Raw genomic sequence first — 12,927 nt, 5'->3', positions numbered from 1 at the left:
AGTTGGCAACTTTGAGATAAAATGAAGGCAGCCCCGTCGAATTCGGCGGGGTTGCTTTTGTGTGAAGTTGTGTCAGTGTGATAGGTAGTAACGGTAACCCTACTAAGGAATATACCGCTTGCATGCCTGCTGTAGAAAAGGGGAAGAGGAATGCTGCTGGAGCAATTATCGGCATATAAGGAATTAGGAATAGGACTTATTGTATTACTATTGTTGCTTGTGCTCATCATCAGGGGGCTGATGCGTGGTCGCCGCAATCGGATTTTACGTGAGCTAGACCCACGCAAAATTGGAATTCAGGATATAGATCGTATGGAGGATGGCTCGGAATTTGAGTTTTATTTGCAGCGGTTGTTATCCGCACTTGGCTATAAGGACATTTATAAAACAACCAGCAGCCGGGATTTTGGAGCGGATCTGGTATTTACAGACCGTGAAGGCGCCAGAGTCGTAATTCAAGCCAAGCGTTATGCTGTACAACATCCGGTCGGCTTGGGCGCAGTACAGGAAATTTACACTTCTATGCGTTATTACGCAGCCGACAAGTCCATCGTTATCACCTCCGGTCGTTATACAGAATCCTGTAAAACACTTGCTGCTGTCAACGGGGTTAAATTATTGGATCGCAATGATTTGGAAGACATGATTGATTTGTTCAAGTCAAAGCGCCGCGAGGAGGTTATGGATGTAATAGAAAGTAGGGCAGAGGTGATCGCTTCCAAATGGAGTAAAAAATAATTATAAAAGGGACTGAACTACTGGCGGCAAGCTTGAAGCCTAGTAATCAGTCCCTTTTATTATTGAATATGATGCTGCTCTTATACCGTTATCATCAGATGCCTGTCCAGACATCCTTGGCATAGCGTTTATCCTGTTGGAGCTGCTCCAACCATTGCTGCGCTTCTTCTTTACTTGTATGGTGTACATCCGCATAGGCCGCACAGAGCGTGTCTTCAACGTCGGGGGCCATCCGGCTACCGTCGCCGCATACATACAAATGCGCTCCTTCATCAAGCAAGTGAATCAGAGTGTCTGCATCTTCATTCATGACATGCTGTACATACCTTTTGGGTTGACCAGGCAGACGTGAAAAGGCTGTATGAACCGTAACGATTCCTTCCTGCTCCCAGGCCTCCAGCTCTTTGATTGTATAGATAATCGAGCTTTGGATCACGGCAGCCATAGTATAGATGCGCCTCGCCGAGCTGTTCTCCTCTCTCCTTAAGCACATGGCGTGTTTGGAGAAATCCGCGGAATGGAGCAATACCAGTCCCTGGACCGACCATGATCACAGGCACGGTCGGGTCTTCCGGCAAACGGAAGCCAGACTGAGGCTTTCGCACAAAAATGACAACCGGATCATCTGGTTGGAGCTGTGCCAAATAATTGGAGGCGATACCGAGATATTCGCCCTTTCCGCTACGGGCTGGTCCACGCACGACGCTCACGGTTATACTCGCTGAATTCTCCGACTCAAGCGGAGAACTGGAGATGGAGTAGTATCTAGGCTTGAGTGGTGGTAACAGCGAGATGAAGTTTTCAAATGGCAGCTCGCAGGCTGGATACTTCTCCAGAATATCCAGCATCGTGACGCGCTTCTTTCGTATCTCTTGATCGAAAGTAGTATCCTCGAGCAAAGCTTCGATTTCTTTCTTATGCGGTGGACACACTGTAAAGGATGCCAGTTGCCTTAGCTGGGCTCTGGTTGCCGATTCTTGCAGTTCCACACTGAGAGTGAGCAAATCTCCTACGCTGACAGGCCGATCCAAGGGGAGATGCGCCGCATCCCGGTCACTGCCTTTTAATACGATGTAGTCCTGATCCTGTAACTTAAAGCGTTGCATCACCCTATTAACCAGCGAAGCAGGATTACGCGGCAAAACACCAAGATGATCACCCTCGCGATAGGACAATCCGGTTGGTAATTGGATCTCCAGATGTCGTGTACTGCGTTCACTTTCAGCAGCGTGCAGTTCACGATTCGCGGTAACAATGGCAGTAGCTGCCTCATAGTTGGCCGCCAGCGGAGCGCTTAGTACGTCGCTTACAAACTCTATGCTCAGACTGCTGGTGTCCTGAGGTTCTGTATCACTGTGCTCTATCCCGAAAGCATTCAGCAATTCCGGCCATAAGCCGTGGTTCCAGACTTCCCAATCCTTCTCGAAATCACCACTGGCGTCGCCCTCACCCCGATCATACAGTCGCTCTGCCCCTTTGGCAGCCATCAGTTCATCAATCATCCTTGGAATGCGCTGATACGTGCTGGCCCAATTCCGGTCACCGCAACCAAAGACAGCATACCTTATGCCTGCCAATTGTCCCTCGTCTACCTGCTTCAACCATTCTACGAAGGCATCTGCATTATCTGGCGGATGCCCATTATAAGATGCGGTCGTAATAAGTACCACGCCTTCTTTAGGCAAATGGTCCACACGATCATTTAGAGTTGCAATGCTACTGTTGAAACCCCAATTCCGGCCTAAATCGGCTAGTTCACCTGCAAGTCCCTCAGCTGTACCCAGATTCGAGCCGTACAAAGATAGCAAAGATGTATCATGCTTTTCGGCATGGGGGGCTGCAACTTTTTGTTCCTCTTTTTCATGAAGTTCTTGAGCGGCACCTGGCAGCATGACGGCAGTCTGTGTACTGCGTGGCCGTACTTGAATGGTGAAGCCTTCCGGCTTGAGCGTGAGCGTTTCTTTGACTTTCAACTCATAATGAGTATGGTCAATCAGCTCAAAATGTTTCAGTACCATACCCAGCACAAGAGTGGCCTCCTGTAAGGCAAACTGTTGTCCGATACAAGCACGTTGACCGTTGCCAAACGGTTTGTAGGCATCTTGCGGAATGGCGGATGGGTCCTCAAAGCGTTCGGGTCTAAATTCCTCAACATCTTCACCCCAAGCCTCGGTATCACGGTGCAATTTCGGGATGAGTACATTGACACTGTCGCCTTTTTTAAGCGGATAGGTTCCGTTGAGCAGCGTATCTTCTTTGGCGAAGAGAGAGAAGGCGGGCGCTGTCGGCCATAGCCGCAGGGCTTCATTCAGTATCATCCTTATGTACTTGAGTTCACGCACCTGAGTATAGGAAGGCAGCGAATCGGTGAGCACGCGATCTACTTCTTCATAGGCTTTGGTTAGTGTTCGTGGATTTTTAAGCAAATAGTAAATGGCAAAGGATAAAAGCCCACTGGTCGTTTCATGACCGGCGATGAGAAAGGTAATGATCTGATAGCGGATATTTTCATCATCCAGCGTTTCACCTGTTTCCGGGTCCTTGCCTTCCAGCATACGTGCCAGTAAATCCTCTTCACCTTGGTTGCCCGTGGTTTTGCGTTCTTGAATAATGCTGTCCACCAGAGAGAACATCGTTTCGATGTCGTGTTTAAACTGTTTTTTCTTCGATAACATCAGCTTGTTTTGCAAATTGAGACGTTGCAACTGACCCATTGCTTCATCCAGAGCGCGTGTCATACTGGTCACGAACGGATGGGGCTGGTCGCGGTAAAAGCTGTTAAAACGATAATTAAAGCCGCATAACCCGATAGTATCCAAAGTCAGGCGGGTCATATCCTCCGGTACCTCTACACTTTCATCTGGATTGAGCCGAGACCATTTTTGCACCAGCTGAACAGCAAGATCAAGCATCATATTGTGGTAACCCTTCATGGCCCGCTGACTAAAGCTAGGCAGCAATATTTGATGGGCCTTGCGCCAGTTCGGTTCCTCAGTCCAGCTTGTGAATAGTCCGTCTCCGGCAAAAGCTCGTACTTTTTGTAAGGGAGCCCATACCTGTTTATCGAAACGAGTTTCATCACAAGCATCTGCCACCAGCTTATGACCCGAAATATAAATGTTCGTTCCTTCAGGCAGATCCATGCGAAATATGGGACCGTACTCATTGGCAAGCTTAACCAGCGACTGGACAGGGGCATGGGTATCGATCAAGGGCAGATTTCCTAAGGGACCGTATGTTTTAGGCTGGGGAATTGAATTTGTTGAAGTCATTCTAAATGTAGCTCCTTTCAGTTTCAACATAGAGTGATGGTTGAAGGGGGTTCCTACGTTTACCATAAAAATTACACTTTATTCTTTCCGGATAAACGAAATAAATAATTTTAGACAGTTCGTACAATAAAAGCAGTACGAAAAGAGACGCTTATTACATGTAGAAGAAGATGAACCCATTGTCATTATCCATTTACAATGAATTTACAGAAAAATTTATGAACAAATTCACCTCTATAACCGATATAAAGATGTTGGGGATTTGCATTTTATGTTGAGGTGATATGTCATGAAGAAACGAGCTGTATTATTAACTTTTAGGTGGATTCCCATTGTCACGATCTTTGCATTATTGCTAAGTGCATGTGGGCAATCAGACGTACAAACCAAGGCCGAACCCATTAAGGTGGGAATCGTGCTGTCAGATATTGGTCTGGGTGATCAATCTTACAGCGACGCGGCTTTTCGAGGTTTGGTCAAGGCACGGGATGAGGGGAAGATTGTTTTTGAATACCGGGAAATAACTGAGACCAAGACGTATGATGCTGCTTTTAATCAGCTTGTTCAAGAAAAAGCGGATTTAATCATTGGATTGGGTTACATGGTGAAGGACAGTTTGGAGGCCGTTGCCAAAAAGAATCCAGACCGTAAATTTTTAATCGTGGATGAAACATCAGAATTGCCGAATGTGGCCTCCATTACCTTCAAAGCAGAAGAGGGCAGTTTTATGGCCGGGGTTGTTGCCGGTTTGACGAGTCGTACGGAACAGGTGGGTTTTCTCGGAGGTGCGGAATCTCCTCTGTTGAAAAAGTTTGAAATTGGGTATCGTGCAGGGGTGCAATCAGTCAAGCCTAATGCCAAAGTTACGGCAACGTATGCAGGAGATTTTGGCAAACCGGAGCTGGGTACGAAAATTGCGGATGACATGATCAATCAGGACCAGATTGATGTCATTTTTGCAGCAGCAGGGCTAACCGGTGTAGGTGCGCTACAGGAAGCGCAGAAGCAGCACAAATTCGCCATCGGGGTCGATAGCGACCAGTTTTTTATTGCAGAAAAAGCGGTGGTGACCTCAATGATTAAAAACGTAGACAGTGCAATTTATACAGTAGTCAAAGGCTTTGCAGACCATCAAAGAAAATTTACGGAGAAGGATATGGTGTTTGGACTTGCGGAAGAAGGTATAGGTTTGGCGCCTATTCGTGTCGTGACACTGAATCCGGATCAGCAAAAGGTAATGGATGATTTAATGGAAAAAATCAAATCCGGCACACTTACTGTACCCACCCAATAAATTTTCGCAAACGGAGGATGAATGCTGATGAAACTGCAAGGTAAACTGGTGCTTAACGCGATGATTTCCCTGATCGCTTGCCTGGCTTTAGTAGCTTATATCATTTTTGAATTGTTACGTATTAACGCTCAAAGCAGTAATCTTGTTCCAGCTATGTTGAATGTACAGCAGCTTAATGCCTATTTGATTCAGTCGGGGCAGGCACTGCAAAATTATTCTACTTCCATGACGGAGAGCAACAAAGCCGATGTGCAAAATCAGCTAACTCAGTCTGAAAAAACGATTACTTTGCTTTCACAGGGCATGATGCAGACCGAAGCACAGCAAAAGCGACTGGATTCGATTAAAATAAAATTCAGCCAATTGAAAGTAGCAACGGAAAAAGCGATGAGTGCTCAGAACAGCCCAGAATCCAAACGAGAGGCCATGCGTGCCCAGGGGATTCAGAACGATGTATTTATGCTGGATCTGCTGACCAAGGCGCGTTACGACCAATACACAGAAGACTTGACCAAAAGTATTCGTTTTACTTGGCAATTAGCCTTGGCAGGTGCAGTTCTACTTCTGGTGGCGGTTGGGCTATATAATACATATACCTCCAGGCAGCTTGCCCTTAGAACCCGTAAGTTAACGGATGCAGCGAAGCAAATTGCCGAGGGGAATTTAACTGTTCAACTTCCTCAAACAAAGGGCCGAGACGAGCTGGACGAGCTCAATGAATCTTTCCGTGTTATGATCGGGAACTTGCGCAGCATTGTACTTTCCATTGATCAGGCGGGTAATCGTGTCGATCTGATGGCTCGGGATATTGATCAGCACAATGAGGCCATGAAGGAAATTGTGACACAAGTCAGCACATCAACAGAGGAACTTGCGATAGGAAGTCAGAAAATTGCTGAGGACCTGTCATCGACAGTTAGCGTGGTGGATGATATGCAGCAGAAGTTTGAATCTAATTTGCTGGAGACTACGCAATCAACCACGTATAGTGAGGATGCTTTGCGTGTCATTGAGCAGGGTGCGCGTGTCATGAGTGATCAAATGCGAATTGTTGCAGAGAACCGTTCGGCAATGTCCGAAGTGGAACAAACCGTTAGAGATCTGGAATCTAATGCAGCTGAGATCACAACTATGACCGGTTATGTATCTGAAATTGCCAGCCAAACGTCGCTGTTGTCCTTGAATGCCTCGATTGAGGCTGCACGTGCGGGTGAAGCGGGAAAAGGCTTTGCTGTTGTTGCCAATGAAGTGAAAAAGCTGGCGAGTCAATCTGAATCTGCTGTAAAGAAAATTTATACCGCTGTTGAGGGGATCACGCAGGCTATGGATAAGGTGAAGACTTCTGTGGCGCAAAGTCAGGAGTTGTTCCGCGAGCAGGAGAAGGCAACCTCCTCCACCGGAGAATCGTTTAGAGAGATTAGTGGCAAAGTGCAGCAAATTGCCGGCCAAGTCAGCAAATTATCCATAGACATGAATGTATCACGAGAACTGAGTGTACAGGTGCAGCAAGCTATTGAGAATATTAGCGCAATCACTCAGCAGTCCGCCGCAGGCAGTGAAGAGATTACGGCTTCCACGGTGGAGCAGAAGCGTTCCTTCGAGGAATCGGCTGAGAAGGTAAAGGAGCTTCGCCAGATTCGCGAGGAGATGCAGCGGGAACTGAATCGTTTTCAGGTGGAAAAGACGAGCCAAACACTTTAATACGAATATCTATGCTGCTGAACAATGGATGCAAGCAGCACGTAAGAAGAAGTTCTACCTTGTACAGGGAGACTTCTTCTTTTTTTATTATTAATGATATGACTCCTGTTAAGTTTGATTTGTAAAGGCAGGAAATTCCACTTCATGTGTCAAATAGATGTAAAGGTAATATGTCATCTAATATTGAGTAAGAGGAAGATGGACAACGTAGTCCGGAAGGATGAAGTTACAGGAATGTTGCGACTTAAGCTTCGATTGATACTGAAAAATAAGCAGACAAGACTGATTCTGCTGCTCACGCTGTGCGTGTCGCTCGTGATCAGCGTGATCGGCTTACTATCGTATTCAAGATACCGTGAAGGTTTGGATACCGAGCTGAATACACCTAATATAGAATTGTTGCAAATCAATCTGGATGTGACTAATCGGGCTTTTCGTGAGTCGGATAACAAGGCACTGGATGCGGCTTATTATCCGGATGTAGAGTCTTTTATACGTATTTATGCGGATGGAAAATCGGTATCCAACAAAGCCTCCGTTATCGAACGACTTCAGAAATATTTGAAAACCCTTTCTTCACACGAAGAAATTTATTCGATTGAAGTCATTTCTTTGGATAATCATGCTCTCGTGTCCAGCAATTATGGTTATTTGCCCGATTGGAATCAAGCACCGGATACAACCTGGGTTCCCTGGATTCAGGACATTCAAAAAAAGCCGCTATTGATTAAGCGGAGATGGTATGGTACTGATCAACAGCATGGCACGATAGAGCTGCTCTCGCTGGCTAGACCTATAGTAGAGAATGGACAGGTCAGGGGTGCGGTGTTAATCAATCTGGATTACGACCGTTTTTTCTCCAAACTGTATATTCATTTATCCAACTCGCAATACGTCTATGATCTGGAGGGCGAGCTGATCTATCCCAAACTGAGATCGTCCATACCCTTAAATGATATGGGCAGGGTTTTGAAAGAGTTGGATGTGAATCCTTATGCTTATGTAGAAATTGGAGATATGGAATATATGGCGAACCAGACCTTCTCCGATGTTACAGGCTGGCGTCTAGTCTCCCTCGTACCGATGGACAAGCTACTGAAAAATGTAAAACTTGCGCGCAATATGATGTTGTGGCTGGCCTTGATCTCTATCCTGGCTGGGTGCTCGGCGGTATACTATTACAGTTATGCCGCTTTTCGCCCTATGAAAAAAATTAATAGTCTCTTGAATTCAGGCAACAAGGGAACGCGTCAGGGAGGATTGTATGATCTGGAACCCGTGATTAGCAAGTTGGTTGGAGAATTTCACCGCAAATCATTGGTGGTAGAGCGAAGCTTGCCGGAGCTGCGTTCCAAATATATAGAAGATGTCTTCCAGCGTAGAATGGGTGTACAGGAAATGCGTACGAAATGGGAACAGTATTTTTCCGATTGGGACCATAATTCTTTGGTTGTTATGATCGTGTCGATTGATCGGTATTCTACGTGGAGCGCAAGCTTTCCGGAAGAGGATAAAATGCTACTTAAATATGCGCTGAACAATATTTTGCTGGAGATGCTTGAGCCTCGTTGGAAAGCAGTTAGTGCGCCGGAGGAAGAGAGTGGTTTGGTTGTACTGCTGCAGTTCAGGGAAAGCATATATGAAGTTGAAGCGGAGGGGGCTGCTAAAGAGAGAGCATGGCTTCGCAACAGCGTTGACAGGCTAATTCAGGTTGTTGCTGAGCATCTTCCTTTGACGATTTCGGTAGGGATTGGCCATAGGGTCACAGATATTCAAGAGGCACGGACGTCTTTTATAAAAGGAAAAGAGGCGCTTAATTTACGTTTGTATGAGGGATATGGACGTTCACATATGAATATGAACAGCAGCACAAATGTGATACAGGATTGCATAGTGGATGTGCAGTCACAGGATCAGGCTCAGGATGCAAGATTACTGGACCATCGGCGTGTGGATCTGATTCGTGCTGTGGAGTTGCAGGAATCTGGTGCAAGTGCAAAGCTAGTCAGCCAGTGGGTAGAAGAACTTCGACTCTTTAGGACATCTCCAAACCAGGTCTACCTATTTGTTCATGAACTACTGGAAGATTTGTTAAAATGGTGTACCACTCAAAGCGTGACTCCGCCAGATCAGCTCGCTGATTATCATTGGAATCAGATTCTGACGCTAGACCTTCAAGACATTGAGGCGCTGCTGGCCATCATGTTGACTGATATTGAAGAGAAATGGCATGGACGCCAACAGTCCAAAGATTTTGTACGTGTACAAGAGATGATCGACTATATGGAACATCACTTGCATTTGAATATCGGGCTTCAGGAAATTGCGGATCATGTTCACATGAGCGTGTCTTCGGTGAGCAGTATGTTCAAAGAGGAAACGGGGACTACCGTATATGATTATTTGACTGGATTACGTGTCAAAAAGGCATGCATATTGCTGTGTGAAACGCATTTGAAAATTGGTGAAATTGCAGAGCAGGTCGGGTACCGAAACGAGAACAGTTTTATTCGTGTATTCCGCAAGTATAAGCAAGTGACCCCAGGGAAATTCAGACAAATCAACAAATCTTCTAATGAATATGCAAATCGGTCAAAAGATCGGCGCTTTGGTGAAATAGAAGATAAACACGAAGATTAGACGATAGATGTGGGCCTCCACGTTGCGGTACATTGACTTCATGTAAGCGCGAACAAATGACCGAAAACGTTGGAGGTGACGGCGGGCGTAATAGGCCCAGTTTATTTGTAGAGAAGAGGAAGCGTAATGAAGAAAAAGCCATGGCAAAAATATGTGCTGGTTGCGGCAGGAGTGGCTATGCTTTCTGCCTTGAGTATCAGTGAATATGTGGATCACCGCGCCCTGCAGGATCACAGTCGTATATTTCCTGCGAAGCCAGTAACGCTTGTCGTTCCGTATGCGGCGGGGGGCGGTACAGATATTACCGCAAGAGCGTTGGCAAAAGCCGCCGAAAAGCATCTCGGGCAGCCGATCATCGTCGTTAATCGAACAGGTGGCGGCGGTTCTGTCGGCCTGATGGAGGGAGCTGAGGCGCAGGCAGACGGTTACACCGTAACGTATCTGGTCGCTGAACTGACTACATTACCACATTTGGGACTGCTACCCATCACCTATGAGCGTTTTAAGCCGCTGCTTCAAACCAATATGGACCCTTCTGCCATTACGGTTCGGGCGGATGCGCCGTGGAAGACAGCGGAGGCATTTCTGGAGGATGCTAGGGCCCATCCAGGCAAGCTGAAAATGGGGAATGCAGGCACAGGTAGTATATGGCACCTAGCTGCCGCGATGCTGGAGCAGAAAAGCGGAGTCCGCTTCACCCATATCCCTTATGAGGGAGCAGGCCCAGCAGTTTCTGCTTTAATGAGCGGATTCGTGGACGCTGTACCTGTCAGTCCCGCAGAGGTGAAGAAATACGTGGACGAAGGAAAACTTCGCATACTGGCGATCCAGGCAGACACCATTTCGGAAGCGTTTCCAAAAGTGCCGACACTTCAGCAGGCGACTGGGCTGCGTGTCCATTTTATAGGCACCTGGAGAGGGCTGGCTGTACCTAAGGATACACCGAATGAAGTGGCTCAAACGCTGGCGGATGCACTGATCAAGGGGGCGAAAGACGAGGAATTTAGGGAGGAAATGCGAAAACATGGATTGGGATTGCGTGTCCAGGATGCAGAGGCATTCGCGCGTCAACTGAAGGATAGTCATGATACTTTCGCAAAACTGATTCCTGAGCTCGGCTTAAGCCGCAAGTAAAACGGCCTTGTTTTTGCATTGGCAAAAACGAAAGGGTTGAATGAAGTTATGAAAATCAAACAAAACATCGATAAAATTCCAGGGGGCATTATGCTGGTGCCGCTGTTTATCGGCGCACTTTTTCATACATTTACTCCATGGGCAGGCGACTATTTTGGATCTTTTACCAAGGGATTGATGACCGGTACGGTGCCCATTTTGGCAGTGTGGTTTTTTTGTATGGGTGCTTCCATAGATGTGCGAGCGACAGGCACCGTATTGCGTAAATCAGGAACGCTCGTATTGACTAAAATCGCAGTCGCTTGGGTCGTGGCGATCATTGCGTCTAGATTGCTGCCTGTTGGCGGCGTAGAAAGTGGGCTATTTGCAGGTTTGTCGGTGCTGGCGCTGATCTCGGCTATGGATATGACGAACGGCGGTCTCTACGCCTCCATTATGCAGCAGTATGGCTCCAAGGAAGAGGCAGGAGCATTCGTGCTGATGTCACTGGAATCAGGTCCACTGGTGACTATGCTTATTCTAGGGAGTACCGGGCTGGCCGTTTTTGAACCGCAAACATTTGTCGGGGCCGTATTACCGTTTTTGGTCGGCTTTATGTTGGGCAATCTGGATCATGATTTCCGTAAATATTTTGGAAACGCGACACAAGCTCTTATTCCATTTTTTGGATTTGCGTTGGGGTGTTCCATTGACCTGAGTGTTATTGTCCAGACAGGTGTGTTAGGTATTTTGTTGGGTGTTTTTGTAATTATCTTTACAGGTATTCCATTGATTCTGGCGGACAAATATATCGGGGGTGGCAACGGTACGGCAGGGATTGCAGCCTCCAGCACCGCAGGTGCAGCAGTAGCGAATCCAGTCATTGTTGCCAATATTAAGCCTGAATTTTTACCTGTTGCCCAATCTGCAACGGCATTAGTAGCCGCTTCGGTCATAGTGACCTCCATTTTGGTGCCAATTCTGACGGCATACTGGGCCAATTATATGAAGCGCAAGGGGAAGTCAAAAGGAGCGGGGCCTGTAACTCCAGGGGCGAATGTACCTAAATGAGGATTTTGCAAAAACCCTGAAATAAAATTTGTATGACGAGGACTCAATTGGTCGACGTTACCATTACCCGGGAAATGCTGTTACAGTGATAGATACACCTTCCATCCTAACATGATAAAACTTGTCCTAAAACGCATCTGCCAACATACATATGTAAGCAGAGGAGCGTGATGGAATTGGAAGACAAGGTGCGTCGCTATTACCAGTTAAAGCAAAAGCAAAAAGAAATTGAAGGTGAACTGGCTGATTTACGCAATGACATTACCGCCCATTGTGCAGAGCAGGAAGTATCCGATTGGGAAATTGGCAACTACCGAGTCAGGATTGTACAGCAGCACCGCAAGGAATACGATCATGCGAAATTGTATGATTCATTGCCTGATCCTCAATTATGGCGTTTGTTTTCCAAGCCGGACACTTCAAAAATTTCCAGCTTGCTAAAACTTAAGGTTATCGCGGAGGAGCAAATAAAAGATGCCGTTTCTCTTAAAACAGTGACCTTGTTGCAGGTGGATAAAAAATAAATAAAAAGAGCTGCCCCGTTTTTTTCGGAGCCAGCTCTTTTTATTATCTGTGGTTAGTAGCCTTCCACTTTCATATCTATTAAGCTATTTATCAGACAAACCTTTTCCCACGCCCTTGAGAAAATGAATACCGAACCCCATTGCCCGGTTTACATCTGGATCATTCATTGCCTTCATAAGATCACGCAGCCGCGTCTTTTTATTCCGCTTTAGGTGCTCTTCGGCTTCATTCAGGCCCGTAGTGACGCTGCTTGCCAGTTTTTTCATCAGCTCAGGGTCTACCTCGGACAGCATCCCTGCTGCACCCATCAGATTATTGATGATGTTCGTCACAGGCTTGCGCGTCGCTTGTCCTACAGCGATTTTGGCAATGGTTTCTTTGGCTTTTAGCATAGACTGAGCTGCTTCGAGAAGACCACTGTCATGCAGTTCACGTACAATTTCAAGCGTCTTCTGCAATGCTACCCCATTGTCTGCCAGGTCGGCAGTAAGTTGATCCAGCGATTGTTTTTGCCGTTCTTCTGCTGTCAATATACGTTTTCTCACAATTGAAATAGGCTTAGCCATGGTTCGA

Annotated in this window: 10 protein-coding genes; 7 read left to right on the top strand and 3 right to left on the bottom strand. The window is 46.6% G+C overall.

From position 1 onward, the window contains the following. Positions 1-150: 150 nt before the first annotated feature. Positions 151-738, top strand: a complete 588-nt coding sequence (locus HFD99_RS03695) for a restriction endonuclease (protein ID WP_123797438.1) — start codon at positions 151-153, stop codon at positions 736-738. 94 nt (positions 739-832) lie between these two features. Here HFD99_RS03695 and HFD99_RS25895 read toward each other — a convergent pair whose 3' ends face one another. After that, on the bottom strand, positions 833-1,147 hold the full coding sequence (locus tag HFD99_RS25895) for a hypothetical protein (RefSeq protein WP_260148843.1): 315 nt from the start codon (positions 1,145-1,147) through the stop codon (positions 833-835). Then, the gene (locus tag HFD99_RS03690; protein WP_260148813.1) at positions 1,041-4,010 is read right to left on the bottom strand and encodes a bifunctional cytochrome P450/NADPH--P450 reductase; all 2,970 of its coding nucleotides are present in this window, start codon (positions 4,008-4,010) and stop codon (positions 1,041-1,043) included. Before HFD99_RS03690 ends, HFD99_RS25895 begins: the two co-directional genes overlap by 107 nt. Positions 4,011-4,299: 289 nt before the next feature. Here HFD99_RS03690 and HFD99_RS03685 point away from each other — a divergent pair, with 289 nt between their 5' ends. The 6 genes from HFD99_RS03685 (at position 4,300) to HFD99_RS03660 (ending at position 12,353) form a co-directional block, all read left to right on the top strand. Further along, complete coding sequence (locus HFD99_RS03685; RefSeq protein ID WP_025365418.1) at positions 4,300-5,304, top strand: BMP family lipoprotein; 1,005 nt, start codon at positions 4,300-4,302, stop codon at positions 5,302-5,304. A gap of 27 nt (positions 5,305-5,331) precedes the next feature. Beyond that, positions 5,332-7,005, top strand: coding sequence for a methyl-accepting chemotaxis protein (locus HFD99_RS03680; protein ID WP_123797437.1), 1,674 nt, complete (start codon positions 5,332-5,334; stop codon positions 7,003-7,005). A gap of 198 nt (positions 7,006-7,203) precedes the next feature. Beyond that, positions 7,204-9,645 (top strand): AraC family transcriptional regulator, encoded by a 2,442-nt coding sequence (locus HFD99_RS03675; protein WP_123797436.1) that lies wholly within the window; start codon positions 7,204-7,206, stop codon positions 9,643-9,645. 126 nt (positions 9,646-9,771) lie between these two features. Continuing rightward, the gene (locus HFD99_RS03670; RefSeq protein ID WP_123797435.1) at positions 9,772-10,779 is read left to right on the top strand and encodes a tripartite tricarboxylate transporter substrate binding protein; all 1,008 of its coding nucleotides are present in this window, start codon (positions 9,772-9,774) and stop codon (positions 10,777-10,779) included. A 48-nt stretch (positions 10,780-10,827) separates the two neighbouring features. Further along, complete coding sequence (gene kdgT / locus HFD99_RS03665; protein ID WP_017428226.1) at positions 10,828-11,829, top strand: 2-keto-3-deoxygluconate transporter; 1,002 nt, start codon at positions 10,828-10,830, stop codon at positions 11,827-11,829. A gap of 170 nt (positions 11,830-11,999) precedes the next feature. Beyond that, complete coding sequence (locus HFD99_RS03660) at positions 12,000-12,353, top strand: hypothetical protein (protein WP_016821678.1); 354 nt, start codon at positions 12,000-12,002, stop codon at positions 12,351-12,353. Positions 12,354-12,437: 84 nt separating this feature from the next. Here HFD99_RS03660 and HFD99_RS03655 read toward each other — a convergent pair whose 3' ends face one another. Next, positions 12,438-12,920: a DUF1641 domain-containing protein gene (locus tag HFD99_RS03655; protein ID WP_025365415.1), complete on the bottom strand. Its 483-nt coding sequence runs from the start codon at positions 12,918-12,920 to the stop codon at positions 12,438-12,440. Positions 12,921-12,927 lie beyond the last annotated feature (7 nt).

Origin of the sequence: Paenibacillus sp. EKM301P (assembly GCF_011800295.1) — a bacterium.
Classification (GTDB): domain Bacteria; phylum Bacillota; class Bacilli; order Paenibacillales; family Paenibacillaceae; genus Paenibacillus; species Paenibacillus polymyxa.
The sequence above is the reverse complement of the archived record's forward strand: the minus strand, read 5'-3'. Positions and strand labels throughout refer to the sequence as shown.